This window comes from Parvibaculum sp. (assembly GCF_040882025.1).
GTDB lineage: Bacteria > Pseudomonadota > Alphaproteobacteria > Parvibaculales > Parvibaculaceae > Parvibaculum.
The window spans coordinates 1-25,907 of record NZ_JBBECC010000113.1 but is presented as its reverse complement, the minus strand read 5'-3'; the positions used below and the strand labels follow the sequence as shown (position 1 = coordinate 25,907).

Annotated in this window: 26 protein-coding genes, 2 tRNA genes and 1 riboswitch; of the genes, 10 read left to right on the top strand and 18 right to left on the bottom strand. The window is 63.5% G+C overall.

All coding sequences use genetic code 11. The features are described 5' to 3' along the window. The 4 genes from WEB61_RS08245 to WEB61_RS08230 all read right to left on the bottom strand — a co-directional run. The coding region (locus WEB61_RS08245; protein ID WP_368063854.1) for an MBL fold metallo-hydrolase at window positions 1-770 on the bottom strand (770 nt) is incomplete at its 3' end. 62 nt (window positions 771-832) lie between these two features. Next, a complete protein-coding gene (locus WEB61_RS08240) occupies window positions 833-1,381 on the bottom strand; it encodes a MarR family winged helix-turn-helix transcriptional regulator (RefSeq protein WP_368063853.1) in 549 nt (182 codons plus the stop codon). Between the two features lie 136 nt (window positions 1,382-1,517). Continuing rightward, window positions 1,518-1,739, bottom strand: coding sequence for a hypothetical protein (locus WEB61_RS08235; protein ID WP_368063852.1), 222 nt, complete (start codon window positions 1,737-1,739; stop codon window positions 1,518-1,520). Window positions 1,740-1,962: 223 nt separating this feature from the next. Next, on the bottom strand, window positions 1,963-3,513 hold the full coding sequence (locus WEB61_RS08230; RefSeq protein ID WP_368063851.1) for an acyl-CoA synthetase: 1,551 nt from the start codon (window positions 3,511-3,513) through the stop codon (window positions 1,963-1,965). Between the two features lie 248 nt (window positions 3,514-3,761). Here WEB61_RS08230 and WEB61_RS08225 point away from each other — a divergent pair, with 248 nt between their 5' ends. Together WEB61_RS08225 and WEB61_RS08220 are read left to right on the top strand one after the other, a co-directional pair. Then, the gene (locus WEB61_RS08225; protein ID WP_368063850.1) at window positions 3,762-3,914 is read left to right on the top strand and encodes a DUF3309 family protein; all 153 of its coding nucleotides are present in this window, start codon (window positions 3,762-3,764) and stop codon (window positions 3,912-3,914) included. Window positions 3,915-3,971: 57 nt separating this feature from the next. Continuing rightward, the gene (locus tag WEB61_RS08220) at window positions 3,972-4,169 is read left to right on the top strand and encodes a hypothetical protein (RefSeq protein WP_368063849.1); all 198 of its coding nucleotides are present in this window, start codon (window positions 3,972-3,974) and stop codon (window positions 4,167-4,169) included. Window positions 4,170-4,222: 53 nt separating this feature from the next. On the opposite strand, the gene WEB61_RS08215 is transcribed toward WEB61_RS08220, so the two are convergent. From WEB61_RS08215 to WEB61_RS08195, 5 genes are all read right to left on the bottom strand, one after another. Beyond that, window positions 4,223-5,458, bottom strand: a complete 1,236-nt coding sequence (locus WEB61_RS08215; RefSeq protein ID WP_368063848.1) for an aspartate aminotransferase family protein — start codon at window positions 5,456-5,458, stop codon at window positions 4,223-4,225. A gap of 55 nt (window positions 5,459-5,513) precedes the next feature. Further along, window positions 5,514-6,044 carry a YcnI family protein gene (locus WEB61_RS08210; protein ID WP_368063847.1) on the bottom strand — a complete coding sequence of 177 codons (531 nt, stop codon included), beginning with the start codon at window positions 6,042-6,044 and terminating at the stop codon, window positions 5,514-5,516. A 10-nt stretch (window positions 6,045-6,054) separates the two neighbouring features. Beyond that, complete coding sequence (locus WEB61_RS08205; RefSeq protein ID WP_368063846.1) at window positions 6,055-8,184, bottom strand: TonB-dependent receptor family protein; 2,130 nt, start codon at window positions 8,182-8,184, stop codon at window positions 6,055-6,057. Between the two features lie 75 nt (window positions 8,185-8,259). Further along, entirely contained in the window at window positions 8,260-8,613 is a 354-nt protein-coding gene (locus WEB61_RS08200) for a hypothetical protein (RefSeq protein WP_368063845.1), read from the bottom strand. Window positions 8,614-8,727: 114 nt separating this feature from the next. Further along, window positions 8,728-9,534 (bottom strand): enoyl-CoA hydratase/isomerase family protein, encoded by an 807-nt coding sequence (locus tag WEB61_RS08195; RefSeq protein WP_368063844.1) that lies wholly within the window; start codon window positions 9,532-9,534, stop codon window positions 8,728-8,730. A 109-nt stretch (window positions 9,535-9,643) separates the two neighbouring features. Between WEB61_RS08195 and WEB61_RS08190 the strand changes: the two genes are divergently transcribed. Next, complete coding sequence (locus WEB61_RS08190) at window positions 9,644-10,492, top strand: enoyl-CoA hydratase (protein ID WP_368063843.1); 849 nt, start codon at window positions 9,644-9,646, stop codon at window positions 10,490-10,492. Window positions 10,493-10,563: 71 nt separating this feature from the next. On the opposite strand, the gene WEB61_RS08185 is transcribed toward WEB61_RS08190, so the two are convergent. The 3 genes from WEB61_RS08185 to WEB61_RS08175 all read right to left on the bottom strand — a co-directional run bounded on the left by WEB61_RS08185 (window position 10,564) and on the right by WEB61_RS08175 (window position 13,827). Further along, window positions 10,564-12,555: a TonB-dependent receptor plug domain-containing protein gene (locus WEB61_RS08185; protein ID WP_368063842.1), complete on the bottom strand. Its 1,992-nt coding sequence runs from the start codon at window positions 12,553-12,555 to the stop codon at window positions 10,564-10,566. 139 nt (window positions 12,556-12,694) lie between these two features. Beyond that, window positions 12,695-12,923: riboswitch (cobalamin riboswitch) on the bottom strand. A 58-nt stretch (window positions 12,924-12,981) separates the two neighbouring features. After that, the gene (locus WEB61_RS08180; protein WP_368063841.1) at window positions 12,982-13,617 is read right to left on the bottom strand and encodes a glutathione S-transferase family protein; all 636 of its coding nucleotides are present in this window, start codon (window positions 13,615-13,617) and stop codon (window positions 12,982-12,984) included. Between the two features lie 133 nt (window positions 13,618-13,750). Further along, a tRNA-Pro gene (locus WEB61_RS08175) sits at window positions 13,751-13,827 on the bottom strand. Between the two features lie 159 nt (window positions 13,828-13,986). Between WEB61_RS08175 and WEB61_RS08170 the strand changes: the two genes are divergently transcribed. Then, window positions 13,987-14,061, top strand: a tRNA-Gln gene (locus tag WEB61_RS08170). Between the two features lie 64 nt (window positions 14,062-14,125). Here the strand turns inward: WEB61_RS08170 and WEB61_RS08165 are convergent. The 3 genes from WEB61_RS08165 to WEB61_RS08155 form a co-directional block, all read right to left on the bottom strand. Then, window positions 14,126-14,560 carry a hypothetical protein gene (locus tag WEB61_RS08165; RefSeq protein WP_368063840.1) on the bottom strand — a complete coding sequence of 145 codons (435 nt, stop codon included), beginning with the start codon at window positions 14,558-14,560 and terminating at the stop codon, window positions 14,126-14,128. A gap of 147 nt (window positions 14,561-14,707) precedes the next feature. Beyond that, window positions 14,708-15,070 (bottom strand): curli-like amyloid fiber formation chaperone CsgH, encoded by a 363-nt coding sequence (gene csgH, locus WEB61_RS08160; protein ID WP_368063839.1) that lies wholly within the window; start codon window positions 15,068-15,070, stop codon window positions 14,708-14,710. Window positions 15,071-15,141: 71 nt separating this feature from the next. Next, on the bottom strand, window positions 15,142-15,645 hold the full coding sequence (locus tag WEB61_RS08155; protein WP_368063838.1) for a hypothetical protein: 504 nt from the start codon (window positions 15,643-15,645) through the stop codon (window positions 15,142-15,144). 274 nt (window positions 15,646-15,919) lie between these two features. Between WEB61_RS08155 and WEB61_RS08150 the strand changes: the two genes are divergently transcribed. Next, window positions 15,920-16,402: a curlin repeat-containing protein gene (locus WEB61_RS08150; RefSeq protein ID WP_368063837.1), complete on the top strand. Its 483-nt coding sequence runs from the start codon at window positions 15,920-15,922 to the stop codon at window positions 16,400-16,402. An 8-nt stretch (window positions 16,403-16,410) separates the two neighbouring features. Here WEB61_RS08150 and WEB61_RS08145 read toward each other — a convergent pair whose 3' ends face one another. Both WEB61_RS08145 and WEB61_RS08140 read right to left on the bottom strand, forming a co-directional pair. Then, the gene (locus tag WEB61_RS08145) at window positions 16,411-18,297 is read right to left on the bottom strand and encodes an ABC transporter ATP-binding protein (RefSeq protein WP_368063836.1); all 1,887 of its coding nucleotides are present in this window, start codon (window positions 18,295-18,297) and stop codon (window positions 16,411-16,413) included. Beyond that, the gene (locus tag WEB61_RS08140; protein ID WP_368063835.1) at window positions 18,294-20,093 is read right to left on the bottom strand and encodes an ABC transporter ATP-binding protein; all 1,800 of its coding nucleotides are present in this window, start codon (window positions 20,091-20,093) and stop codon (window positions 18,294-18,296) included. Before WEB61_RS08140 ends, WEB61_RS08145 begins: the two co-directional genes overlap by 4 nt. A 302-nt stretch (window positions 20,094-20,395) precedes the next feature. On the opposite strand from WEB61_RS08140, the gene WEB61_RS08135 reads away from it, so the two are divergent. The 5 genes from WEB61_RS08135 (at window position 20,396) to WEB61_RS08115 (ending at window position 25,387) form a co-directional block, all read left to right on the top strand. Then, entirely contained in the window at window positions 20,396-21,628 is a 1,233-nt protein-coding gene (locus WEB61_RS08135; protein ID WP_368063856.1) for a DUF3419 family protein, read from the top strand. 53 nt (window positions 21,629-21,681) lie between these two features. Continuing rightward, window positions 21,682-22,311: a class I SAM-dependent methyltransferase gene (locus tag WEB61_RS08130; RefSeq protein ID WP_368063855.1), complete on the top strand. Its 630-nt coding sequence runs from the start codon at window positions 21,682-21,684 to the stop codon at window positions 22,309-22,311. A 246-nt stretch (window positions 22,312-22,557) separates the two neighbouring features. After that, on the top strand, window positions 22,558-23,988 hold the full coding sequence (locus WEB61_RS08125; RefSeq protein WP_368063834.1) for a murein L,D-transpeptidase: 1,431 nt from the start codon (window positions 22,558-22,560) through the stop codon (window positions 23,986-23,988). A gap of 96 nt (window positions 23,989-24,084) precedes the next feature. Continuing rightward, window positions 24,085-24,702, top strand: coding sequence for a DUF882 domain-containing protein (locus tag WEB61_RS08120; protein WP_368063833.1), 618 nt, complete (start codon window positions 24,085-24,087; stop codon window positions 24,700-24,702). Between the two features lie 118 nt (window positions 24,703-24,820). After that, window positions 24,821-25,387, top strand: coding sequence for a cytochrome b/b6 domain-containing protein (locus WEB61_RS08115; RefSeq protein WP_368063832.1), 567 nt, complete (start codon window positions 24,821-24,823; stop codon window positions 25,385-25,387). Here the strand turns inward: WEB61_RS08115 and WEB61_RS08110 are convergent. Continuing rightward, the coding region (locus WEB61_RS08110; RefSeq protein WP_368063831.1) for an acyl-CoA dehydrogenase family protein at window positions 25,372-25,907 on the bottom strand (536 nt) is incomplete at its 5' end. The two genes, WEB61_RS08115 and WEB61_RS08110, sit on opposite strands and share 16 nt — an antisense overlap.

Sequence of the window (25,907 nt, the reverse complement as noted above, 5' to 3'; positions counted from 1 at the left end):
TCGGCGATGCGCGTCTTGCCGGAGGCGAGCTGCTTCAATATCTGCCGCTCGCGTTCCTCGCGATGGGCGATGAAGGCGCGCACAAAGGGCTTCGGGTCGCGGATCGCCGGTCCATGCGTCGGCCAGTAGATTTCATCGTCGCGCGCGAGCAGCAATTCGAGCGAGGCCATGTATTTCTTCATGTTGCCGTCGGGCGGGCTCACCACGCTGGTCGACCAGCCCATCACATGGTCGCCGGTGAAGAGCGCCTTCTCCTCGCGCAGCGCAAAGCACATATGGTTCGAGGTGTGGCCGGGCGTGTAGACGCATTCGACGCTCCAGCCCTCGCCTTCGAGAATGTCGCCGTGACGGACCTCGACATCGGGCTTGAAGTCCATGTCGCCATCTTCCTCGACCTGCACGCCGTCGGCGCCGTCCTGGCCCACGCCCTCCTGTCCCGAACCATGCGGCCCGAAGGCATAGGTCGGCGCGCCGGTCAGCGCCTTCAGGGGCTTGGCGGCAGGCGAATGGTCGGAATGGGTATGCGTGATCAGGATGTGCGAAACGGTTTCGCCCTCGAGCGCGGCCAGCAGCGCCTCGACATGGGGCATCAGCATCGGACCCGGATCGACGACCGCGACCTCGCCATGGCCGATGATATAGGTGCCGGTGCCCTTGTAGGTGAAGGCGGAAGGGTTGTTGGCGACGACACGGCGGATCAGCGGCGAGACCTCGTCTGAGGCGCCGTAGTCGAAGGTGATGTCGCGAACGTAGGGAATCTCGACGGACATGGGGCTGCTCCCGGTTGCGGGCGGGAGAATGGACCGTCCGGCCCTGCGCTTCAACCCGTGCCTTACCCCGTTCGTCGGGAGGGCGTGCGGCGCCCGACGCCGCTGTCTTGCGCGAGCCGCGACAGGTTGGCGCGCATCCGGATCATCATCTCGATGAAATCGTGGCGTTCCAGCTCGCTGAAGCCCGAAAAGGCCGCGTCGAGAATCTCGTCGCCTGCATCCCACATCTGGTCGAGCAGCGGCTGGGCCTTGTCGGTGAGGAAAAGTTGTTGCGCGCGCCTGTCCTTCGGATCGGGGCGCCGCTCGACAAGGCCGAGCGCTGCGAGCTTGTCGATCAGCCGCGCAACGGTGATCGGCTGCACTTCGAGGAGATCGGCAAGGCCCACCTGGTTGAGCCCCTGATGGCGCGAGAGATGCGCCAGCGCGCCCCATTGGGCCTGTGTGAGGCCGCTGACGCGATCGGTGAAGGCGACGCGCATCAGCCGCGAATTGTCGCGCAGCAGGAAGCCGGTGGCCCGTTCCGGATTCTGGTCGGGGTTCGGGCCCGCAATCGGGGCCGAGGCGGCCTCCGCGGTTTCGAGGACGCTCCGGGCGCGTTTCAGGTTCGGCATCGAAATACCATGCGCTGCTTGCTAAGGGTCTGACTGCTAATAAGCAAGGCTTATCATATCGGCCGGACCTGACGCCGCGCAAGGGCGGGATAATGCCTCCGGGCAAGCATGAGTGCCGCTCGCCCGGAGGATTTTCTCAATAGAGGCCGACGATGTAGACGATCAGCCCGGCCGAATAGACCCAGAGCAGCGTGTAGCCGGCGGCGGCAAAGGCATCCGAGAGGTTGAACTCGGCGCGGGTACGCGCTGCCTGGGTCCTGATGGCCATCCAGAGGCGGCTTGCGCGGGCGGTGAGGCCCGTGGCGATGGGGCTGGCGTCGGTGACAATGGGGGAGACGTGGTGCTGGGCGGTCGTCATGGGGCTTGCCTCTCACAAAGATGATACGAGAGCCCGGCCCGGTCGTTTCCATCGGAAGGGGGTCTGAATCTGCGTTTCTTGTTGAGACAAAGATATGTTGCATCGCACAAACTGACAAGATGTCAGGTATGAAATTTTTGCAATGCACCGTTAATGTTGCTGCGATGCAACATATTTTCTGGCGGAAAGCGGGGCTTTAAGGGTTTCGAACGGTCCAGGACGCTCAGATTTGCCGTCCGGCTTTCTCCCAATAAGGCTCACGCAGCTTGCGTTTGAAAATCTTGCCCGAATCCTCGCGCGGCAGCTCGGTCCGGAATTCGACAAGCCGCGGCACCTTGTAGCCGGCAATGCGTTCACGCAGGAATGCCCTCACATCCGCCTCCGTGAGCGCCGCCCCCGGCTGCTGCTGGACGACGGCGCAGAGCGCCTCGCCGAACTCGTCGTCCGGGATGCCGAAAACGGCGCAGTCGCCGACGCCCGGCATCTTGTGAAGCTCTGCCTCGATCTCGGCCGGGTAGATGTTGACGCCGCCCGAGATCACCATGTCCTTGGCGCGGTCGCAGAGATAGAGAAAGCCGTCTTCGTCGAGATAGCCGACATCGCCGAGCGAGATGAGACCCGCCTTTTCGGCGCGGCGGCGTTTCTCGTCGTCGCCGTGATAGGTGAAATCGGCGATCGACGAGACGCGGCAGACAATCTCGCCGGTCGCGCCCTTCGTCAGCTCCTCGCCATTCTCGCCGAGCACCAGAATTTTCGCGCCGTCGACCGCCTTGCCGACGGTGCCGGGATGGGCGAGATATTCGGCCGAATTGCAGAAGACGACCGCGCCGGTTTCCGTGCCGCCGTAATATTCGAAGATGACCGGCCCCCACCATTCGATCATCGCCTGCTTGATATGGACCGGGCAGGGTGCCGCTGCATGAACGACGAAGCGCAGCGAGGAGAGGTCGTATTTCTTCTTCACCTCGTCCGGCAGTTTCAGCAGGCGCACGAACATGGTCGGCACCATGTGCAGATGCGTGACCTTGTGTTCCTCGATCATCCGGAGCAGCTCTTCCGGATCGAAGCGCGGTTCGAGAATGAGGTTGGCGCCGACACGGAACCCGAAAAGCCCATAGGCATTGGGCGCCGAGTGATACATCGGTCCGGTGACGACGGTCACCATTTCGCTCGGGTTGCCATGTTCGGGCGTGAACCCCATCACCTGGCTGATGATCCGGAGCGTGGCGGCGGCCTGTTCGGCGGTCGGCGGCGCGCGGCGCACGCCTTTCGGATGGCCCGTGGTCCCCGACGTATAGATCATCGTGCCGGGCGGTTCGGCGGGACCGGCTTCGACGGGATCGAATTTTTCGAGCCAACGGCTCCAGTCCTCGGCGCCCGGCGGCAGCGCGGCCGCTTCGGCCGATATTCCGTAGGCGGACATGATTTCCGGCGGCGTTTCGACGACAAGGACGGGCACGTCCTTCGGGATGGCTTTCTCGACACCGCGATAGAGGTCGGCGTGGATGACGATCGCCTTGGCGCCTGAATTCTCGAAGATGTAGCGCGCCTCGTCGGGCGAATTGTGCCAGTTGACCGGCGTCGAATAGGTGCCGACGAGGCCTGCGGCGACGGAGGCTTCGAAAAAGGGAAAGTCGTTCCGGAGATAGACGGCCACGACGTCGCCCGGCCCGATGCCGAGGCTTTTGAAACCGCCCGCCGCCCTGGCCGCGCGCAGGGCAAGCGCTGCATTTTCAGCCACGCGGCCGCCCGACCGCACAGTTGCTCCGCTCATCGTCTCCTCCCCGGATGACATTATCTTTGAGCGCGAGTGTAGCAGGGCGGTGACGGCCGGAAAGAAGAAAGGGGGAACGGATATGGGCCGCGCCAAGGCGTGATTGTCGTCTTATCGCCCCATCATTGCCGAACTATGGACACAACCCGCCAGCAGCCTTCCATAACTTGTTCGAATCCGGATGACGCTGCGTCACCGCGGTTCGATCGCGTCAGATATGGCCAACAACAGAGGAAAGGAAGACGGACATGAACCTTCTTATTCTGATTCTTCTGATCATTCTGGTTATCGGCGTTCTGCCGACATGGCCCTACAGCGCACGTTGGGGCTACGGCCCGAGCGGCGGCCTCGGCACGGTGCTGATCGTGCTGCTGGTACTCGCATTGGCCGGCGTCATCTAGCCCGTTCCTGTCCGTTCAAGAGTTTGAGTGTGTTTCCCCTGAAGCATGGAGGTTTTTATGTTGCGCAAAACGATTATCGGTATCGCCGTCGTCCTGCCTTTGATGGGTGCCCTTGCGGCCTGCGACGACCCCGGCCCGGCGGAAGAAGCGGGCGAAGCGCTCGACGATGCGGGCGAGTCCGTGAAGGACGCGTTCAAAGACGACGGCCCGGCCGAAGAAACCGGCGAGGACATCGACGACGCGACCGGCAACTGATCGCCGCACGCATTTTTGTTGGGAGGGCTCGCCGAAAGGCGGGCCCTTCTTTTTCAGCTGTAGCGTGCCTCGCGCTTCTTGCCCGCATTGCCGGCTTTCACCTCGCCGAGCGCCCATTCGAGATCGGCGAGATAGGTGCCGGTTACCTGGGCATGGAAGGGCGACAGCATCAGATGCAGGCCCTTCGGCTCGGTGGTCAGGCTCGTGAACCAGCCGCGCTCGAAAAGCTTGCCCCAGACCGCGAAGGGGTCGACTTCATCATGGGTGAAGGCGATGAGCCCGAGCTGCGGGCGCCCCAGAATGCGGAAGCCGAGCTTCGTCACGCCCGCCTCGATCGCCTCGCGCGCATCGGTGACGAGCTTGTGCTTGGCGCGGTATCCTTCGACGCCGAGAAAATTCATCACCGCCCAGGCGGCCGCGATCGCGCCGCCGGGCCGCGTGCCGGCCAGCGTCGGCGTCACCATGCGCCCGCCCGGCCAGTCGGCGCAGTCGAAGATCATGTGTGCCCGCAACGCGTCCGAGCGGAAGAGAACGGTCGAGGCGCCCTTGGCGCAATAGCCGTATTTGTGAAGGTCGGCCGACATCGAATGGACCGCCGGCACCGCGAAATCGAAAGGCGGAATATCGGCGCCATTCATGCGCACGAAGGGCGCGATATAGCCGCCGACGCAGGCATCGACATGCAGCCAGACGTTCTTGCGTTCCGCCATCGCGCCCAGCGCTTCGATGGGATCGATCAGACCATAGGGAAAGCAGGGTGCCGAACCGACCAGCATGATGGTGTTGGCGTCGACCGCCTGTTCCATCGCCGTGACATCGGCGAGAAGATCGGCGCAGGGCACGCGCCGGATTTCGATTTCCATCATCTTCGCCGCCTTGTCGAAGGCGGGATGCGCCGACCACGGCGCGACAATGTTGCAGGGCCCGGCGACGCCTTTTTCCTTCCGCGCATAATCGCGCGCGGCCTTGACCGCCATCGTGATCGAATCCGTTCCTCCCGACGTGATGTTGCCGGCCGCGCCCTCCGGCGCATGGAGGAGCGAGAGGCCCATTGCCACGACCTCGTCTTCCATCTGCTTCAGGCTTGGAAACGCCATCGGTCCGAGGCCGTTCTCGGACATGAACATCGTATAGGCTTCCTTCTGAACCTCGGCGACATCGGGTCCGGCATTGAAGATATAGACGGCCGTCTTGCCGTCGCGCCATTTGACGTCGTTCTGCGCCCGCGATTGCATTTCGCTTTTCAGCGCTGCCCAGTCGGTGCCCTTTTCCGGCAGTGTCATGCCCATCTCGGTTCTCCCCTCGGTTGAGGGGAAGAGACTAGCAGATCGGACGCAGGTGACATCAATGATGTGCGTGTCCGCCTTCGCCATGATGCAGCCTCAGCGAGGGCGCCGGATGGGGCAGCGAATGCGGATCGGCACCGGGGACAGGAAGCTGGTCCCAGGCGATTGCGCCCGTGGTGCAGGTCTGTGCCACCGGGAAGAACAGCATCATGATCTCCGGATCGTCCGGCAGCTTCGCCTGGAAGGCAAACTCGTCGAAGCGGTCATCGGCGAGCGGCCCGCCCTCCCATGTCACCTCGACGACGCCTTCGGTGAGGGGCTTGCCGTGGTTTTCGTAAGTCCCGGCATATTTCGCGATGCGCGTCGTTTCGGTCCAGCCCGGCTTCGGCTGCGGTTTGACCGATATGACGCCCTCGGGAATGCGGATCGAGACACGCGTCGTCGCCGCGCCGTCGCAGCCATGCGGTACGCGAAAGACGGCCTTGTAGTAGCCGCCGGCGCGCGCCTCGCCCGTTTCGAGCGTGACATGTGCGGCGGCGGGAGCGGCCAGCGCCACCGTCAACGCGACGATCAGAATACTTCTCTTCATGTTCATCTCCCTAGAAGGCGACCTTCACACCGGCGAAAAAGCTGCGCCCTTCGCCTGGATAAAAGACATTGGTTGGCGCAAGTGCTGCGTCGGTGATGGTGTTGTAGGTTGAGACGTAGCGCTTGTCGGTGAGGTTGCGTGCATCGAAGAAGAGGCGCACGCCTGTCGCGACATCGACGCCGCCGTCGATGCCGAGCGTTGCATAACCCGGCGCTTTCAATCGGTTGGCGTAGTCGACATACCCGCCATCCGGCACCCATTCGAGCTTCGGCGCGATGTCCCAACCGGTGCCCGAGCGGTAGCGCAGCGCCGCCGCATAGACATGGGGCGGCATGCCCGCAAGCTTGTTGGAACCGTAGGCGGGATCGCCGTCGAAGTGGAAATCGCTCCAGGTGTATGCCTGTTCGAGCAACAACAATGCACCCGCCGGCAATACGAAACCGGTGGCGGCGGCGACATCGAAGGTCAGCGATGCCTCGACGCCTTGATGGATCGTGTCGCCGGCATTGAAGGTCGCGGCCGGGATGCCGGCGCCCGGCGTGTAGCCGATCAATTCGCTTTCGACCCAGGCGCGGTAAAGCGTCAGATCCCAGGCGACAGTCTTCGTTGCACCACGCGTGCCGATTTCGACGGTCACGCCGCGCTGCGGGTCGAGCGGCACGAACTGGAAGACACCACCCTGCACCAGTTCGGAAAAGGTTGGCGGCTCGTAGCTGCGCGACACATTGGCGAAAGCCTGCGCGTTCTCAGCGAAATCCCACAACACACCGGCCTTCGGGCTCACCGAACTGAACGTCGTTTCGTCGCTCTGCGCCGGCGCCATATGGTTGGTGAACTTGCGCGTCGAATGCAGCCCTTGCGCGCCGCCGACCAGCGCCACCGTCGGCGTGACGTAGAACTGGTTTTCGACATAGACGCGCAGATTGGTCGATTCCTGCTTGCCGGACGCCAGCAGCGCGCCGCGCGAGCCGGAGAGATTGGTGTATTGCTTCGCATCGACCTCGCCCCATGAAGCGTCGCTGCCGACGGTCAGCACGTTGCGATGGCCGGCAAGCGTTCCCTCGTCGCGGTATCGCGCGAACAAGCCCGCAACGGGCCCGCGCTGGTCGAGTACGCGGAAGATCGGGTGGTAAAGCCGCTTGTATCCGCCATAGCCGCCGAATTCGAGCTTCGCACCGTCGCCGAGATCGAGCGCCGTCTTGTTGGCGACGCGGAACGAGCGGACGTTGCGCTGTTGGTTGCCGGTGACGTTGGCCGGGTTTGCCATTTCCGGCGTTTCGCGCGCCTGTTGCAGGGTCAGCGTGCCGGGCAATTCCTGATCGACCGTATTGGAAATCACGTAGAAGCGCGTCTCGGCGCGGTCGTTGAAGCGGTGCCCGAGATTGGCCGAGAAGCGGATGCTCTCTTCTTTTTCCTGTGCGCGGAATCCGTCGACATGATTGCCGGTCATGGCGGCGAAGATGTCGGTCGGGCCGTAGACGCGCGCGGCCTGCGCATGCAACCGTGCCGAGCCGTGGGAGCCGCCTTCGAGACGAACGAGATTGGCGGCCGGCGCCGTCCATGCCGTCGGCGTCACGATGTTGATGGCGCCACCCAGCGTCGACGAACCGAAGCGCAATCCGTTGCCGCCTTTATAGACTTCCATGTGCTGCGCGATCAGCGGGTCGATCTCCTGAAAATCGGCCGCGCCGTCGGCAAGGTTGAACGGCACGCCGTCCTGCAGGATTTCGAGGCCGCGCATATGGAAATTGCGGCTGAGGCCCGAGCCGCGCACCGAAAGGCGCACTTCGGCGCCGAAGCGCTTGCGCGCATAAACGCCGGGCGTGAAGTCCATCACGTCTTCGAGATTGTGGGCATAGGTATCCTCGTAGTGCGCGGTTGGCACCACGGAGACTGCGCCCGGAATGCGCGACATTTCGCGTTGCGCCTCGGTGACGCCCGGCACGGTCAAAGTGCCCGGACGCTGCGGCGCGGCGGGCAGGCCCGACAGCGCGTTGACGTCGCCCTCGATGCCGCCGGGATGGACCGTGATGACGGGAACACCGGTGACGGGATCGAATCCGTCGGCAAAGGTGGACGAAGAGGCAAAAAGAAAGGCGAGCGCCGCGGCGCCGCGCGAAAGCGAAGATATGTAGGACATGAAACCTGCCTGCACGGATGCGCCCGGCCATGCGGCGGGCGCCCAGTCGAAAATCGGGTGAAGATCGTCGCGAGGTCAGGTCGCGGGCGGCGCGCGCGGCTGAACGTTCGTCGCGATGAGTGCGGCGAGAACGCGTGCGGCAGGTGCGGCAATCGCGGGCAGTGTCCAGCCCGGTGCGGAGAAAGCGAAGCTGGAAGCCAGCGCCGCCCCGCAATGATGCAGACAGGAGTTGCAGTCATGCGACGTGCCGGATGAGGCCGGCTCGACGGGGTTGCCCTCGGCATCGAGATAGATCGTCTTGCTCTCGCCGCCGGCGCAGATGACCGTCTCGAAGAGGGTCTGCGTTGCCGGCCCCGCAAGCTGGAGCGCGGTCGGCAGGACGATATGGGCGATGAGCGCTGCGAAGGCGAGCAGATGCGCAAGCCCCAAATGGCGCGCCCCCCGCTCTCTATATGTGCCAGCAGTCCCCATAGATCGCAGTCTAGCCCCGGCGCCGCGCCCGCGCCATGCCGCCGTTCAGAACATCTTGTCGCAGGACCGGCGCTACTTGCCCTTGAATTTGGGCATTCGCTTGTCGAAAAAGGCCTTCACGCCCTCGCGCACATCGGCGCTCGGATTGGCGATCATCACAGACAACGCAGCGTCGCCCAGCGATTGTTCGAGTGTCAGGCCCTGGCCGCGCATCATCATCGATTTTGCGAGTCGGACGGCGAGCGGCGCCCGAACCGCAAACTCGCGGGCAAGCTCCATCACACGGGCCTCGAGCCCGGCGGCCGGCACAACTTCGGTGACGAGGCCCAGGTCTTCGGCTTCGAGCGCGCTGTAGACCTCGGCCAGCATGGTCATCTTGAGGGCCAGGTCGAGCCCCATGAAGCGCGGGAAGAGCCAGGCACCGCCCTCATCCGGCAACAACCCGAACCGGCCCGACGTGTCGCCGAGTTTCGCCGTATCGGCCGCGATCCTGAGATCGCAGGCGAGCGCCAGTGTGAGGCCGCCGGCGACGGCGGGCCCGTTGATCATGGCGATAGTCGGTTTGTCGAGCCGGGTGAGAGCCAGAATGACGCGGTGCATCCCGTCGCGCATTTCGCGGCCATGCGAAAGCTGCGACGCCATCAGTTCACCATGGTGTTCGTCGGCACCACCGATGTCGCCGCCCGAACAGAAGCCGCGACCGGCGCCGGTGAGGATCAGACAGCGAAGATCGTCGTCCCGCAGATAGGTTTCGATCGCCTCCACCAGCTCCTCACAAAGGCGCGTCGTATAGGCGTTCATCTGGGCCGGCCGGTTGAGCGTCACCCGGGCGATGTGCGGCTCGGGCGTCTCGAACAGAATTTCGCGGAATTCGGCCATCTTGCATTTCCTCCCCGCGCCGCTTCTCGAAAATCTCCTGCGCTTCTGCCTATACTGACCCAAACGGCATCGCCAAGAAAGCCGACAAGAAAGCCCGAGGGAGGAAAGAATGAGCGGCTACGAAGACCTGACATATGAAGTGACGGACCGTATTGCGCTGATGACGCTGAACCGGCCCGACAGGCTCAACGCCTGGACGGCGGCGATGGAAAAGAGCCTCAAGCGCGCCATGGCTGCCGCAATCGCCGACGACGAGGTGCGTGTTGTCGTGATCACCGGCGCCGGCCGCGGGTTCTGCGCCGGTGCCGACATGAACCTTCTGCAATCGATCAAACCGGGCAAATGGGAGGATCGCGAACTGGCGAGCGCCGCGCGCGAGGAGGCGTTCGATTTCAGCAGCGGCCTTGGGCCGGATGTGAGCGCACATTACGGCGGCCGTTTCGGCTATCTGATGCAGGCGAAGAAGCCCATCATCGCCGCGATCAATGGTCCGGCGGCCGGCCTCGGCCTCGTCGTTGCGCTTTATGCCGATATGCGCTTTGCGGGGTCGGAAGCGAAATTCACGACCGCTTTCGCAAGCCGCGGCCTGATCGCCGAACATGGCGTCTCCTGGCTGTTGCCGCATCTGGTGGGCCCGGCCCGCGCGCTCGACCTGCTGATGTCGGCGCGCAAGGTGTTGGCCGCGGAAGCTGCCGAAATGGGCCTCGTCAACAAGGTTTTCCCGCAGGAAAATTTCATGGCGAATGTGATGGACTATGCGCGAATGCTGGCGGCGACCGTCTCGCCGCGCTCCATGGCCGTGATGAAGGCGCAAATCTGGAAAGCTCTGTTCCAGAACTTCAACGATGCGCTCGCCATTGGCGACAGCGAAATGCAGAAGAGCTTCGGCAGCGAGGACTTCAAGGAAGGCGTCGCGCATTTCGTCGAGAAACGGGCGGCGAATTTTACGGGACGCTGAGAGAAATCTGAGAGTGAAGAGGCGCAGGAAGAAATTCCCGCGCCTCTTTCGTTCGGTCCGGGTGTTCGGCGTCAGAAGGTGACCGCGATCCCCGCAAGTGCTTCGATACCCGGTGCTTCGAGGCCGTGCGCCGGTTCGTAGGTCTTGTCGAGCAGGTTATTGATCCGCGCCGTCAACCGCACCTTGTCGGTGAGGCGGTGCGAGGCGGCAATGTTCACGACGGTGTAGGGCGCCTGATAGACATAGAAGCCGAAACCATCGCGCGGAATGTCGCGATCGGGGTCGACCCATTGGACATTGGTCGAGAAAACCGTGCTGTCCCAGGGCCGCCAGCTTGCCGTGAACCCGATCTCGTGGCGCGGCCGGCGGGTAAGCGCGCCGACGACCGCCGTCGTATTGGTGTCGAGCGACATCCATGTGTAGTCGATGCGTGCGGTCAGCCGGTCTATCGGATTGACTTCGATGAAGCTTTCGAGCCCTTTGACATCGAAACGCTGGAGATTGGCCGCGGTGGAATCGCCAGTGAGCGGATCGAAGACGATTTCGATGGCGTCCTTGACACGGTTTTCGAACCAGGTCGCGCCGGCGCGCGCTTTTCCGCCGGCGAATCCCTGCTCGACGCCCACTTCCCAACCGCGGCTCGTTTCGGGTTTGAGGTTCGGGTTGCCGGTATATTCTCCGGCGGGGAAACCGAGAAAGGCGCTGAACTCGTTGCCGAAACGCTGATAGAGCGACGGCGTCTTGAAGCCGGTGCCATAGCTTGCGGTCAGGCGCGTGTCCGTCTCCGGATGGTAATAACCCGGCGCGAAAGTGTATGACGTGTGGTTCTTCAGGCCGTCCGGCATGTCGTGATGCAGGCTGATTGCGGCGAAGAAACGCTCGCCGAACGTCATGTGATCGGCGGCATAGACGGCGAAGGCGTCGGTGTCGGCATCCGATGTCGATGTGACGACGAAGCCGCCGAAGTCGCGCAGGCCGCTCGACGAATAGTCGTCCCGCGTATAGCTGCCGCCGAAGGTCAGAAGGTGCTGCGGGTGAATGTCGAGGGCATTCTCGAAACGCGCCTGCAGCGTCCGGCCCTTGTATTCGACATCGGCGAGATATATCGAACCGCCGGGATCGGGATTGTCGGAGATGCGGGACTTGTATTGCGTGAGGCCGACCGAGAGGCGCGGGCGCCATTGGCCGTCGAGAAACCGGCCGGAAATCTCGCCCGAGGTCAGTAGCCGCTTCGACTCGTAGGTGCTGTCGAAATTCTGGAACACCGGCACGAAACCCGCCGTCGCGCCGTCATCGTCGATGTCGGTGTCGGAATCCGTGTACTGGGCGAAGGCGGATGCGCTGAGATGCTCGTTGAGCTTTGCGCCGACGCGGCCTGACGCGGAAACGACCTCATTGCCGTCCTTCTCCTCGCCGCGCGCGTCGCGAAGGCGAACCGGCGTCGCATCCGAGCCGTTGGTCGCTTCGCGCGAGAGCGAGAGGAAATAGTCGACATCGCCGGCTGCGCCGCCGGTGCTCGCATGTGTGTTGAGTGTGCCGAGCGTTCCACCTTCGACCCGGAATGCCGTGACCGGCTTTTCGCCGCCCGTTTTCGTGATGATGTTGACGACGCCGCCCATCGCCTGGCTGCCGTAAAGCGCAGATTGTGGCCCGCGCACAACCTCGATGCGTTCGACATTGTCGAGCGGAATATTGGCGAGATTGGCCGCGCCGCCGGGCGAGGCCGGGTCGGCGACCGGCAGCCCGTTGACCATCACCAGCGTCTGGTTGGAGCTGGCGCCGCGCGTGAAGATCGACGTCTGCGAACCGCGCGAACCGGACTGCACGACATGCAGGCCTGGAACGGATTTCAGCGCGTCGACGACGTCGCGATACTGAAAGGTCTCGATGTCCTCGGTGGTGACGATCGTGTAGGAGCTGGCAACCTGCTTGGTCGGCAGCGGCTCGACGCCGGCCGTGATCAATACTTCAGGCGCGACGGGTGTGGTGTCGGCTTGCGCGGCGCTGGCCGCGAAAACCGGTAGGACGAGAGCGGTCAAAGCCGCCCGGCTTGCGTTGTTCATTGGAATGAGCCCTGTCTCTGGCGCGGCCAACCCCGGCCGCATGGCGCCGGGAGAAGGGGGAGACAGGAAACGGAAAAGTCCGGACGCGAACGACGATGCGGCAGGACACAACCGTCCCGCTGGCGCACCCCGGCCCTCGGCAGATGACGAACCCGGTGGCAGGTCTCCTGGCTCGCGGGTCGTCGGCCTCGTTCCGTCTTCCCGGCCGCCACTCCCGAAAGAGCGCAGCGCCAGTGACATAGGTGGAACGCAGCCTCGCCGCTTACAGTTGCGGGGGCAGCCAAGGCATCGGCTTCGCGTGAAACCTCACCCTGTTCCCTCTTGCCTCCTTGCGGCCGCCACGAAGGACGACCGCTCGGAACCATCGAGCGGGCGCATCATAAGACGGGAAAAGTTTGTGTCAAACCGCCGGTTTTAATTCCGGATTTACGCCTTGGCGCTGGGGCGCGCCGACGCTGCGGCATGCCAGCGCAGCAGGTCGGCATGTTCCGCCTTCGGTTCCTGCTTCACCCATTTGGCGAAATCGACGCAAACCAGTGCCGTGATGTCGGCAAAGGAAAAGCGGTCGATGGCGATGAAGTCGCGGCCTTTCAGACGCTCGTCGAGCATATCGAAAAAGCGTGTGAGACGCAGCGCGCCGCGTTCGGCGAGCGCCGGAATTTGCGGCAGGTCGAGCGGGCCGGGCAGGGCGCGCCCGACCATGCCCTTGGAAGTGTTGCGCAGCACCTCGGCGATCGGCATGAAACCGTCGAACTCGATCCGTGCATTCCATGAGAGTACGAGACCCTTCTCCTCGGGCGATGTACCCAGAAGCGCAGGCTCGGGCTTCACGGCATCGGCCCATGCGGCGATGCCGATATTTTCGGGGAGGATGGTTCCACTCTCGAGTTTCAACGCCGGCACCGTGCAGGCCGGATTGATGGCGCGGTAGGCGTCGCCGAGCTGCTCGGCCTTCATCAGGTCGATCTGGACGGTCTCGTGCGCGATGCCTTTTTCGGCGAGAAGAATGCGCGCGCGGCGCGGACTCGGTGCGGCGGTGAAGTCGTAGAGGATGGGGGCCATGTCGTTTCCTCGGTTCGTTTGCTTTGCCGGCACGATTCATAGACCGGTTTTGGCGAGAGCCAAGCGATATGTGTCGAATGATAATGTGCGGGAAAGGCGCCGCCGCCATACCTCTGGGCGGGTGCGGTCGCATTGGTCGGAGTGGCAGGATTCGAACCTGCGACCCCCTCGTCCCGAACGAGGTGCGCTACCAGACTGCGCCACACTCCGTGTCCCATGCGAGGCGGCGTTATAGCCGCCAAAACGGGGCCCCGCAAGGGCGATTCCCGGCCGCATCGGGTGCCCGGCGCGCCGGTTGCGGCCCCCCACCGATGCCGGTATGTTCCGCCACATTTCGCGAGGCTGATCCTGTGGGCCTCCGGAACCTGCTGGGGCGTAGCCAAGTGGTAAGGCAGCGGATTTTGATTCCGCCATTCGGAGGTTCGAGTCCTCCCGCCCCAGCCAGCCAGTCCGGTCTCGCCGGCCGCCGCTGATGCATGCCGGAGAAAAACGACAAACGCTCTGAAATTCAGATCCGGACGACGGCGCCCAGCACCATACTGATATGGCCTTCGCCCCAAAGGGGCAGAAGAAGACGCGCATAGTCATTCGACCGGAAATAGGTCGGCGCGCCGCTTTCAACGGTCACGCTTGCCTGGCTTCGGAAAAAATCGAGCGGCGGGTTTACATCGACTTCATCGGCGAAGCGGCCATTGAATTCCCTGCCGTAGTGCGCGGAAATCTCCTTGCCGACAATCTCGAAGCGAAACCGTTCCGGCTTTGCGAAAGCGGTGGCGAGCATCAGGCGGTCGGCAAGCGCGGGCAGGTCCGAAAACGTCACATCGTCCCAGTACGGCATATTGCTCGCCTGACCGCGGATCAAGCGCTGCCAGTATGCGTGGACATCTGCGAGGTCGGGTTCCAGCTTCGGGGGAAGGGCGTAGGGGATCGCGGAATTGGTCATTGTTCTCTGCACTTTATAGGGGCTCTGTCACGAGACTGTCACAAAACTGTCAAACCCGGAAATGGCGAACGCGTGCAGGAAACTTATCCCCGTTTTTCCGATGAGGCGATGGGCGCCGCCGGCATGCGTTATGCCGGCGGTACCGCCCTACCGCGCAACATGCGCGCAATGCGAGACGCCGAAGGCGTCCTCGACGGTCATCGTGACGTCGTAACCATCGCGATGGCTGCGATTGAACTCGGTGACCGATACGACGGCTTCGCCGGCATTGTCGATTTCGAAATCGCCGCCCTGCGAGACACTCGAGCTGCCGCCGGAGCCGGACCGTTCGAGCGAAAGCTGATAGGCGCCCGACGCGCCGGGCGCGCCATAGACGACACTCTCGAGACGCAGGCCGCCCGGAACCTCGCTGGCGCGGATTTCGCACTGAACGGCGGCCGGCGCGGCGGAAGCCGCCGCAAGGCCAAGCGCGAGCGGAACCAAGGCGAGAGACTTCCAGAATTTCGTCATCGTCGTTCTCCCTGTTGAAGAGGCGACGCCGGAGGCGGCCCCATGGCCGCCTCCTTGCGCGGGCCCCGGGGTCAGTAGCCGCCCTGAATGACGACCGTCGTGTTGCCGTGGCCGGTCTGCATGGTGTTGGCCTTCTGGCCATTGCCGACCTGGATCGTGGCTGCCGTGTTGTGCGAGCCGAGCTGGTCGGTCGTCGCCGAGTGGTTGTTGCCGATCTGGGCGATGCCGGAGGTGTTGTGGCGGCCCGTCTGGATCGTCGTCGCGGTGTTGTTGCGGCCTTCCTGGCCGGTCACCGCGTAGTTGCCCTTGCCGTACTGATCGGTAAGGGCCGAGTTCCGGTTGCCGAGTTGCTGCTGGTAGAGGTAGTTCCACTGACCGCTCTGCACGGCCTTGGAATAGTTGGCATGGCCCTTCGTATGGAGCGTGCCCTTGTTGCCGTGGCCGTTCTGGGTGAACACGCCGGTGTTGTTCCAGCCCTTCTGATAGACCGAAGCGCTGTTGCCCGCGCTCGCGCCGGTGGCGCTTGCGGCGATCAGGGCGGTGAGGGCGGCGCCTGCCAGTAGAAACTTCTTCATTTTGCATCTCCTGCTTTGGATGGCCCGCGACGAGGCCGGTTGTGGACGATGCCTTTTTAGCCGGACGTTCCTGAGTGGTGTCTGAAGCCGGCGTTCATGCGCGGTTCACCGGCAAGCGCGTTTCGGCAGTGTGTGAATGAACGCGCGCGCATGCGCCGCCGAGGCTGAACGGCGGATGAATGGAAACTTCAGCGGCCGATCATCGCCACAACGATAGAAATGCAGGCATCGTCATTCGCCTGCGCGGCGATGTGTCTTGCAACAGGAGAGAAACATGAAACGGTTCCCGCTCACCTTGTCCGTCGCCTGCCTGATTGTGTCGCTCGCGGTGCCGTCCGCATGGGCCGGCAGCTTCGCCGCCGTCAATCAGTCGGGAAGTTACAATTATACAATCGTGCAGCAGAAGGCCGGCAGGACCAAGGTTCTGACAAGACAGATCAAACCGAGGCGTTACGCCAATTTGAACCGGACGCTCACCAACAGAACCGCGAAGGCATCTCTTCGGCACGAGATACTGGGGGGAATGCTGAGCGGGCTCGGTTGTGGCGGCGGCCATGGCGGCAACGCCGTTGCGGTCGGCCAGCATGGCACCGGCAACAGCGCTTCGGCGGTGCAGGGCGGCACGAACAATCTCGCGACGGCCTTCCAGGCGGGATCGAACAACGCCTCTTACATTGTCCAGACGGGCGGCAACCACACGGCGCATACGACGCAGACAGGCAACAATAACGTCACCTTCGTCACGCAGCGTTGCTGAAATACGCTCTAGCGGGTTGCCCCCGTCACGTCCTGCACCTGCAACTCGTAGAGCGTCTTGTAGACGCCGCCCAGGGCCATCAGTTCCTCATGCGTGCCGATCTCGCGGACTTCGCCTTGCGTCAGCACGACGATGCGGTCGGCCTCGCGGATCGTCTGCAGCCGGTGCGCGATGATGATCGAGGTGCGGCCTTCCGTGACCTTCGAAAGGGCGTCCTGGATCAGGAGTTCGGTCTCGGTGTCGATGCTGGCGGTCGCCTCGTCGAGGATCAGCACTTCCGGGTTCATGGCGAGCACGCGCGCAAAGGCAAGGAGCTGGCGCTGGCCGTGGCTGAGGTTCCGCCCGCGCTCGGTCAGCATCGTATCGTAACCCTGCGGCAGCATGCGGATGAAGGGATCGGCATGGACAAGCCGCGCCGCCGCCCGCGCCGCCTCGCGCGTGATGGCCGGATTGCCGAGCGCGATATTGTCGTATACCGACCCTGAGAATATATGGAAGTCCTGCAGCACGACGCCGATGCGGCGGCGGATTTCGGCAGGCGCCACATCCATGATGTCGATGCCGTCGATCAGGATCGAGTTTGCCGGCACGTCATAGAAGCGGCACAGCAGGCGAACGAGGCTTGTCTTGCCCGAACCGGTCGGTCCGACAATGGCGATGCGCTCGCCGGGCGCGATGTCGAAACTCACATCCTTCAGGATCGTCTGTCCCGGCCGGTAGCCGAAGGTCAGCCGGTCGAAGCGAACATGCCCCTGAAGGTCCTTCGGCAAGGGTTTCGGCTCGGCGGGCTCCTTCAAGGCCTCGTCCCAGTCGAGCGCCTGGAAAATGCGCTCGCAACTCGCCATGGCGCGGAAGACGACGTTCCATTGTTCCCCCATCGCCACGATGGGACGGAACATCATGTCGGCGAACTGCGCAAACAGAATGACGCTGCCGAGTGTCGCCGTCATCTCGAACACATGGTTGCCGCCGAACCAGACGATCGCCGCCATGGCGAGAAAAGCCATGCTGTCCATCGCGGGGCCGTAATAACTCTCGATCAGGATGGCGCGGTTTTCCTGGTCGCGATTCTCCCGGTTGATCTCCGAGTAACGTTCGAAATTTATCTGTTCGCGTCCATAAAGCTGCACGACCTCGATGCCGGAGAGGTTTTCCTGCAGGTTCTCGTTGAGGCGCGACATCGAGGAACGGATACCGCGATAGACCTGGCGGGATACCATGCGGAAAATCAGGGTCGCCAGCGCCGCCAGCGGCAGGAGCAGCATCAGCTCCATCGTCAGCGTCGGATTGAGCGCCAGCATGATCGAAACGGCGACGAAGAACGGCACGAATTCGCCAAGCAGCACGCCGAAGCCCGCCAGCAGTTCGAACAGCGTTTCGATGTCGTTGGTCAACCGCGTCATCACCCGGCCAACCGCGACCCGGTCGTAGAAGCTCGATGGTAGGCGCTCGAGATGGGCGAAGAGGTCGCGCCGCAAATCGCGCAAGCCATTGAGAACGGTGCGCGCCAGCATCACACGAAAGCCGTGACCGAAGCCGGCCCAGAGGAGCGTCCAGAGCCCATAGAGAAAACAGGCGGCGACGATCGGATGCAGGGTGAAAAGATCGGCAAGAAAGGCATTGAGCGCCTTCTGCCCGAAATCGGGTGCGCCTGCGTCCGCTGTCGGCAGCAAGATGCCGTCGACGACGACGCGGCTGACGACGACAGGCGCGAGAACCGCCGCACTTGCGGCCAGCAACACGAAAAGAAGCGCGATATAACCTTGCCGCCGGTAAGGCCTCAGCCAGTGCATCAGCCGGCCGATCAGCCGGAAGTCGAAACCGCGCGCCTCCATCTCGTCGTCGAAGATGGCATAGTCGCGTGCCTGCTTTTCGGGATGCGTCGTATCGCTCATATTTCGCTCCCCGTCAGGCTGCCGAGGCTCTGCGCCAGTTCCTCGCGCCGGCCCTGCTGCCGTTCGAGCGTCGCATAGAGACCGTTCCTTGCGAGCAGTTCCGCATGGGTGCCGACTTCGGCGACGCGACCTTCTTCCAGCACCACGATCCGATCGGCATGGCGCGCGGTCGAAACGCGATGCGACACCATGATGGTCGTGCGGCCCTTTCGCAGCGTCTTCAGGCGCGAGAGAATGAATTCCTCGGTTTCCGTGTCGACCGAGGAGAAACAATCGTCGAGAAGCAGCACCGGCGTTTCCCGGATCAACCCGCGGGCAAGGCTGGCGCGCTGCTTCTGTCCGCCCGACAGCGTCACGCCGCGCTCGCCGACCATGGTTTCGAGCCGGTCCGGAAAGCGCCGGATCGTCGCCTCGAGATCGGCGCTCTCTGCCGCGCGCCAGACCTCTCCGGTTTCGCGCGTCGGATTGTCGTAGGAAATGTTCTGCGAGATATGCGTGGCGAAAAGAAACGGATCCTGCGGCACCAGGGCAATCTGCCCGCGCACCTGCGCAAGCGGCAGCATGCGGATGTCGCGCCCGTCGAGATAGACCGATCCCGGCGGCGGATCGAGCAGACGAACGATCAGGCGCAGCAGCGTCGACTTGCCGGAGCCGACGCGGCCCAGCACCGCGATCATTTCGCCCTTGCCGATTTCGAGCGAGAGGTCGTTGAGTGCCGGCCAGCCGTCGCCGGAACGCGCCGGATGCACATAGGACAGATGATGCAGCGTGATCGCGCCGCCGATCTCGTCGAGCGGCGCCGCATCCGGCGCATCGCGGATTTCAGGCTCGCGATCGAGAACCTCGAAAATCCGCGCCGCCGCCGAACCGCCGCGCTGGAACAGCGTCACCATCACGCCGCCTTCCTTGATCGGCGCCAGCATCATGTTGAGATAGAAAATGAAGGCGGTGAAGGTGCCGAGCGTGATCGTGCCTTCGATCACCTGGAAGCCGCCATAGCCGACGACCAGCAGCGTGGTGAAGCCGGTTGCGACCAGCATCGCCGAGGTCAGGCCGGAATTGAGGAACATCAGCTTGTAGTAGTCGCGCGCATAGGCATCCGACGTCGCCTCGAAGCGGTCGATCTCGCGGCTCTCCTGCGCATGGGTCTGAATGGTGCGGATGCCGTTGAGGTTTTCCTGAACCTGCGCCGAAAGCGTCGAGAAGCCCTCCTGCACCAGCGTCGACTGGCCGAAAATCCTTCTGGCGAGCCGCCAGCCGATAAAGGCGAAAACGGGCAGCGCCGGCAAGAGCACCAGCGTCAGCGACGCCGACTGGTTGAACATGAAGATGAAAGCGATGAGACCCGAAAAGCCGAGCACGAAAAGAAGCCGTGTGCCCATGCCGATGAGTTGACGGATCAGCATGATGTCGTTGATGGCGCGTGCCATCAGATCGCCGGTCGGGAATTGTGAGAAGAAACGCGGCCCCATCAGTTCCAGATGCCAGTAGAGCCGCTGACGCAGATTGAAGGCGACCTCGACGCCGACCTCGCGCACATAGCGCCGGCCGAAACTGAAAACGACATAGCGGGCGGCCATCAGGCCGAGAATGGCGAGCGCCGGCAGCGCAAGCCGGCGATCGCCTTCGGCGATGCGGTCGATCCCCATCTTGAGAAAAAGCGGCATGAACGCTTCGAGCAGACGGCCGAGATTGATCAGCGACATGCCGCCCCAGAAGCGAAGCTTGTGCTGCTGGACCAGGGGTACGAGCCGCCACAAAGGGGTGCGGTCCGGGGGCTTGCGCGGCGATTCCACGAGCGAAAGGTCCGGGGCTTGGCGCGGGCGGGCCGCGCCGGCTGAAACGGGAGCCACCGGACCCCGGATTTCCGGCAAAACCGGAAGGGGGCAGGAGGCGATGCTTCCTGGGGTTTGTCGATTTCGTTCCCGACTATACGCCTCGCAAACCGATTCGGAAGCGGCCTTGTCGCCCGGCTGTCACACCGCGGTCATGTGAAAGCGGTATCGGCGGGTATGCCGCCCGGCGCGCCGGAGCGGCACCCCGTTTTCCGCAGGAGAGGCCCTTGTCCGATACCCTTGTCCCCGCCGACACCGAATTCGTGAACCCCGCGGCCGACCGGCGCGGCGTGCGCCGCCGTCTCGGGCAGGCCGTGCATCGCCACAAGGCGGTTTCGCGCGACGGCCTGACGGAGCGCCTCTTCACATGGCTCTTCACCGGCCTCGTGTATCCGCAAATATGGGAAGATCCGGAGGTCGATATGGCCGCGATGGAACTGACGGCGCAAAGCCGGATCGTCGCCATCGCGTCGGGCGGCTGCAACGTGATGTCCTATCTCGCGGCAAACCCGGCACGAGTGACGGCGGTCGATCTCAATCCGGCGCATGTTGCGCTTGTGAGATTGAAACTCGCCGGCGCGGCGCATCTGCCGAGCCACGAACATTTCCTTCGCTTTTTCGGCCGTGCCGACACTCGCGAGAACCTCGCGAGCTATGCGCGCTTCCTGCGCCCCCGGCTCGATATCGCGACGCGTGCCTATTGGGACAAACGGACCCTGAGCGGCCGGCGCCGCGTTTCGCTGTTCGCGCGTGGCTTCTATCGCCATGGCTTGCTTGGACATTTCATCGGCGCGGCGCATTTGCTGGCACGGCTTTTCGGCGTTTCCTTCCGCACGCTTTTCGAAGCGCCGACGATCGAGGGCCAGCGGCGCTTCTTCGAGGAGAAGCTTGCGCCGCTTTTCGAGCGCAGGTCCGTTCGCTGGCTGACCGGAAAACCCTCATCGCTCTACGGCCTCGGCATCCCGCCCGCACAATACGAGGCACTGGCCGGCGGGCGCGAAATGCGCGTCGTCTTGCGCGAGCGGCTGGAGCGCCTCGTTTGCGGCTTCCCGCTGAAGGACAATTATTTCGCCTGGCAGGCTTTCGCGCGCGGTTATGCGCCAGGCGCGGAAGGACCGTTGCCGCCCTATCTGAAGCGCGAGAATTTCGCTGCCCTGCAGGCGCGCGCCTCGCGCATCGAGGTGCTGAACGCCTCGTTCACGGATTATCTGCGCTGTCAGGCCGATGCGAGTACCGACCGCTACGTGCTGCTCGACGCGCAGGACTGGATGACGGATGCGCAACTGAACGATCTCTGGACCGAGATCACGCGCACGGCGCGGCCCGGCGCGCGGGTGATTTTCCGCACCGCCGCCGAGCCCAGCCTGTTGCCGGGCCGCGTCGACGATGCCGTTCTCGCGCGTTGGGACTACCGGGCGGACGAATCGCGTGCGTTTGCGGCGCTGGACCGCTCGTCGATCTATGGCGGTTTTCATCTTTATGTGTTCAGGGAATGAGCGGCGTGAGCGCGATCGAGCGCGAGGAAGAGGCGCGCGATCATGGACGGCTGATGGACCGCGTCTATCGCCGTCAGCGCCATTTCTACGATTTCACGCGGCGCTACTATTTGCTGGGCCGCGACCGCCTGATCGAAAACCTGTCGCCGCCGCCGGGCGCGACGGTGCTGGAGGTCGGCTGCGGTACGGGGCGCAATCTCGTTCACGCCGCCCGTCTGCACGGCCATGCCGAATTTTTCGGCATCGACATATCGCGTGAAATGCTGGCGAGCGCGCGCCGCGCCGCGAAGCGGGCGGGCTTCGACGACGCGATCCATCTCGCGCCCGGCGATGCGACGCACTTTCATCCCTATGCGGTTTTCGGCCTCAGCCGCTTCGACCGCATCTTCATGTCCTACACGCTGTCGATGATCCCGGACTGGCAGGCGGCACTGGCGCAGGCGGTTTGCAACCTCGCGCCGGGCGGCAGTCTGCACATCGTCGATTTCGGCCAGCAGGAGCGACTGCCGCGCTGGTGCCGCGCTCTGCTTCAGGCATGGTTGGCGCGCTTCCACGTCAGCCCGCGCCGGAGGCTCGACATCGCCTTGCGCGCGCTCGCCGAAAAGCTCGGCGCCGATCTCGAATTCCGCCGTCTTTATCGCGGCTATGCCTGGTATGCGGTGCTCAGGCTCCCGTCAGCCTGACGCACCGAATCTCGCGTTTCCAGCGCCGCCCTCGCAATCGGACGGACCCCGGGTTACCTTATAGTCAAAAAGCCGGTTCAAACGCCGCCGTCGAGGCAGCGCGGAAGAGGCAGAGTGACAAGGCATGAAGTCAGAAGGTGGACGAGGCGCGTAACGATTGCGGTCGCGCTTGCATCTGTGTTCGTTGTTCCGCCCAGCACCGGGACCGAGGCCGGATGCGCCGTATCTGCGGTCGACGCCGAAGCGATGCAGAGGGACCCGGCAGCCGGTGAGGTCGTTTTCCGTGAGCCCCGGGACGCCGGCTGCAACTGGTCGGACGAGGCGGCACGGACGCTCCATGCCGTTCTGGCGCGTGCCGGCGAGCATGGACTGCCACCGTCTCTCTTTCACGTCGATGAAATCGCGCGGAGTGTCCGGCCGGCGACCACCATGGACCGGGCACAGCGCGACCCGCTGCTGACGGCGTCCGCCTTGCGCTATGCGGAGGTCATGCGCCGCGGTCGCGTCGACCTTGCGCCATTGCATGGCGATGTGGCCATTCACCGCTGGAACGTCGATCCGGTATCGGAACTCGCCACGGCGCTGGCTGGCGGACATCTCGCACACTGGCTGGACAGCCTGCCACCATCGGCACCCGAGTATGTGCAATTGAAGCGGGCGCTCGCCCGGTATCGCGAAATGGAAAGACAGGGCGGTTGGCCGGTCCTGCAACTGCCGCTGGGCAAACGGTCCCTGAAACCCGACGAGACAAGCACTTTCGTGCCGCAGCTCCGCGCGCGTCTCAGGCTTGCCGGCGATCTCGTGCTGAGCGGGACGGACGAGCGCTACGACCCTGCAATGGTTGACGCCGTTCGCAGCTTTCAGGCGCGGCACGGCCTTGCGGTCGACGGCGTTGTCGGCCGGGACACACTGGCTGCGCTCAATGTGCCGGCAGAAATGCGCGTCCGGCAGATCGCGCTCAACATGGAACGATGGCGCTTCATGGCACATGCGATGCCGCTGACGCGGATCGAAGTCAACGCAGCCGCTGCCGAAGCGGTTGTCATGAAAGACGGAGAGATCGTCTTTCGCATGAGGACGATTGTCGGCAAGAAAACGACGCCGACGCCGCTGATCGTCAGTGCCATCGAAAGGATTATCGTCAATCCGTCCTGGATTGTGCCGTCCTCGATCTACCGGCGCGAAATCGCGCCGGCGATTGCTCGCGATCCCGATTATCTTCAGAAGCATGAAATGAGCTGGCAGGGCGATCGCCTTGTCCAGAAGCCGGGTCCGAAAAATGCACTGGGCCGGCTCAAATTCGATCTGCCGAGTCCGTTTGCGGTCTTTCTGCACGACACGAATTCACCCGGTTTGTTTGCGAGCGACAATCGGTTCCGCAGCAACGGCTGCATCCGCGTCGAAAGACCGATGGAACTCGCCGTCCTTTTGCTGGAGCCGTCGGGTTGGTCGCGCGAACGGATCGAAGAGCTGGTCCAGGCGGAAGATACCGTCTCCGTGTTTGTGGACCCGCCGGTACCTGTCGTCGTCGCCTATTGGACCGCGTTTGTCGAAGCGGATGGGTTGGTGCGGTTTCGCGACGACATTTACGGGCGCGACGCGGCGCTCGGTGCCGCTCTCGCTGAAATCGCGCCGCCGTCTCTGACGCTGGACACCGCACGCGATTGCGGGGCCTGAGCGGCGTTCTCCATAATTATTTTTAAAATCAATAACTTGATCTCCGTCGCGCGGTCGGCAGAATGGCCGAATTCTACAGTGACGGAGGGGAGAATTATGGTATTTTGCATAACGCGGCGCCGCCTGATCGGAATCGGTGCGGCAGCCGCTTCCTGCGCCCTTGCGCCATCCGCGCTGGCCTCGCCGCGCCCGCCGTTGCCGCTCCCCCCCGGCGATCGACGCGCGGCAGCAGCCGCAGGCGCGACATTGTCGGACGCGGCCCGCGAATTGCGCCTGCTCAACACGCATACGGGCGAAAAGCTGAAAATCGTCTACTGGACCGCGGGCCGTTACGAACCGGATGCGCTGCAGGAACTTGCACATCTGCTGCGCGATCATCGTTCCAACGAGATGCACGAGATCGATCCTGCACTTCTCGACACGCTCTACACCTTGCGGCTGAAGCTCGACACGAACGAAAGCATCCACATTATTTCCGGCTATCGTTCGCCCACAACCAACGCGCGGATGCGCGAGGCGAATGCCGGTGTCGCGAAGAAGAGCTATCACATGCGTGGCATGGCAGTGGATATCCGTGTGCCGGGCCGCGACCTGTCGCGGCTGCGCAACGCTGCGCTTGATATCGGCCATGGCGGCGTCGGCTACTATCCTCGCTCGGACTTCATTCACGTCGATGTCGGCCCCGTCCGCCAGTGGGGCACGCGCAGCGCCTGAATCCATTGCGGATGAACCTGCGAGTGAGTAGCAGCGCATCTGCGACAAGATGCAGTATGGCCGCGTCTCATGCGGGACGAGCATATTCGAAGCGGGGCTTGAATATGGTTGGTTTCAAATGTCGTCGGTGTTTCACAAGATTCGGCTCTATCATGCGGTGCTCGCTCTGCTTGTCACTGCGGCTTATCTCACCGGCGACGAACTCGAAGACCTGCATATCTGGCTCGGATATGCCGTTGCCGCCGTCATCCTCTTTCGGCTTCTCTGGGCGGCAGCCGGTCCGAGGCAGCTCGGCATTTCGCGGCTCTTTCCGGATCTAATGGAGCTTGCGAAAGTCCGGCGTCTCAATCATCCGATGATAAGCCGGACGCTTCTCGCCTGTATCGTCATCAATCTCCTGCTGGCGACGGGAACGGGGCTCCTGATGGAACCGCCGCCAATCGGACAACTTGTCGCTGAAGTGTCGATCGCTCCGGCCTTCGCGGACGACGACCGGGACCGCGAGCGCGACAGGGACGGCAAGGAGAACGAAGCGCTCGAAGAAGTTCACGAAACGACAGCGAACCTTCTGGTTCTCTTCGTCGTCTTGCACGTGACCTATCTTCTCGCGTTCAAGCGGCCCATGGCGCTGTTCATGCTCTTCCTGCGGGACCCGGCTGTGCCGGTCGCTCAGAAGAAAGCCTGAATGCCCGTCTGTTCGCGGCCGAGGATCAGCGCATGCACGTCATGCGTGCCCTCATAGGTGTTGACCGCTTCGAGGTTCATCGCGTGGCGGATGACGTGATACTCGTCCGAGACGCCATTGCCGCCATGCATGTCGCGGGCGACGCGGGCGATGTCGAGCGCCTTGCCGCAATTGTTGCGCTTCATCAGCGAGATCGAGGCGGGCGCCGCCGTGCCGGCATCGAACATGCGGCCGAGTTGCAGGCAGCCCTGCAAACCGAGCGTGATTTCGGTCTGCATGTCGGCAAGCTTCTTCTGGATCAGCTGGTTGGCCGCCAGCGGCCGGCCGAACTGCTTGCGGTCGAGCGTATATTGCCGCGCCGCATGCCAGCAGAATTCGGCCGCCCCCATCGCGCCCCAGGCAATGCCGTAGCGCGCCCGGTTGAGGCAGCCGAAGGGGCCGGCAAGCCCGCGCACATTCGGCAGAAGGTTTTCTTCCGGCACGAACACGTCCTGCAATGAAATCTCGCCGGTGATCGAGG

Excerpts from the sequence above, each read along its gene's own strand:
- csgH (WP_368063839.1), bottom strand. The coding sequence starts at position 15,070 with ATGACGAAATTCTGGAAGTCTCTCGCCTTGGTTCCGCTCGCGCTTGGC.
- WEB61_RS08240 (WP_368063853.1), bottom strand. The coding sequence starts at position 1,381 with ATGCCGAACCTGAAACGCGCCCGGAGCGTCCTCGAAACCGCGGAGGCC.
- WEB61_RS08130 (WP_368063855.1), top strand. The coding sequence starts at position 21,682 with ATGGACCGCGTCTATCGCCGTCAGCGCCATTTCTACGATTTCACGCGG.
- WEB61_RS08205 (WP_368063846.1), bottom strand. The coding sequence starts at position 8,184 with ATGTCCTACATATCTTCGCTTTCGCGCGGCGCCGCGGCGCTCGCCTTT.
- WEB61_RS08125 (WP_368063834.1), top strand. The coding sequence starts at position 22,558 with ATGCAGAGGGACCCGGCAGCCGGTGAGGTCGTTTTCCGTGAGCCCCGG.
- WEB61_RS08210 (WP_368063847.1), bottom strand. The coding sequence starts at position 6,044 with ATGAAGAGAAGTATTCTGATCGTCGCGTTGACGGTGGCGCTGGCCGCT.
- WEB61_RS08150 (WP_368063837.1), top strand. The coding sequence starts at position 15,920 with ATGAAACGGTTCCCGCTCACCTTGTCCGTCGCCTGCCTGATTGTGTCG.
- WEB61_RS08120 (WP_368063833.1), top strand. The coding sequence starts at position 24,085 with ATGGTATTTTGCATAACGCGGCGCCGCCTGATCGGAATCGGTGCGGCA.
- WEB61_RS08145 (WP_368063836.1), bottom strand. The coding sequence starts at position 18,297 with ATGAGCGATACGACGCATCCCGAAAAGCAGGCACGCGACTATGCCATC.
- WEB61_RS08155 (WP_368063838.1), bottom strand. The coding sequence starts at position 15,645 with ATGAAGAAGTTTCTACTGGCAGGCGCCGCCCTCACCGCCCTGATCGCC.
- WEB61_RS08195 (WP_368063844.1), bottom strand. The coding sequence starts at position 9,534 with ATGGCCGAATTCCGCGAAATTCTGTTCGAGACGCCCGAGCCGCACATC.
- WEB61_RS08220 (WP_368063849.1), top strand. The coding sequence starts at position 3,972 with ATGTTGCGCAAAACGATTATCGGTATCGCCGTCGTCCTGCCTTTGATG.
- WEB61_RS08190 (WP_368063843.1), top strand. The coding sequence starts at position 9,644 with ATGAGCGGCTACGAAGACCTGACATATGAAGTGACGGACCGTATTGCG.
- WEB61_RS08215 (WP_368063848.1), bottom strand. The coding sequence starts at position 5,458 with ATGGGCATGACACTGCCGGAAAAGGGCACCGACTGGGCAGCGCTGAAA.
- WEB61_RS08180 (WP_368063841.1), bottom strand. The coding sequence starts at position 13,617 with ATGGCCCCCATCCTCTACGACTTCACCGCCGCACCGAGTCCGCGCCGC.
- WEB61_RS08230 (WP_368063851.1), bottom strand. The coding sequence starts at position 3,513 with ATGAGCGGAGCAACTGTGCGGTCGGGCGGCCGCGTGGCTGAAAATGCA.
- WEB61_RS08165 (WP_368063840.1), bottom strand. The coding sequence starts at position 14,560 with ATGACCAATTCCGCGATCCCCTACGCCCTTCCCCCGAAGCTGGAACCC.
- WEB61_RS08115 (WP_368063832.1), top strand. The coding sequence starts at position 24,821 with ATGTCGTCGGTGTTTCACAAGATTCGGCTCTATCATGCGGTGCTCGCT.
- WEB61_RS08225 (WP_368063850.1), top strand. The coding sequence starts at position 3,762 with ATGAACCTTCTTATTCTGATTCTTCTGATCATTCTGGTTATCGGCGTT.
- WEB61_RS08185 (WP_368063842.1), bottom strand. The coding sequence starts at position 12,555 with ATGAACAACGCAAGCCGGGCGGCTTTGACCGCTCTCGTCCTACCGGTT.
- WEB61_RS08235 (WP_368063852.1), bottom strand. The coding sequence starts at position 1,739 with ATGACGACCGCCCAGCACCACGTCTCCCCCATTGTCACCGACGCCAGC.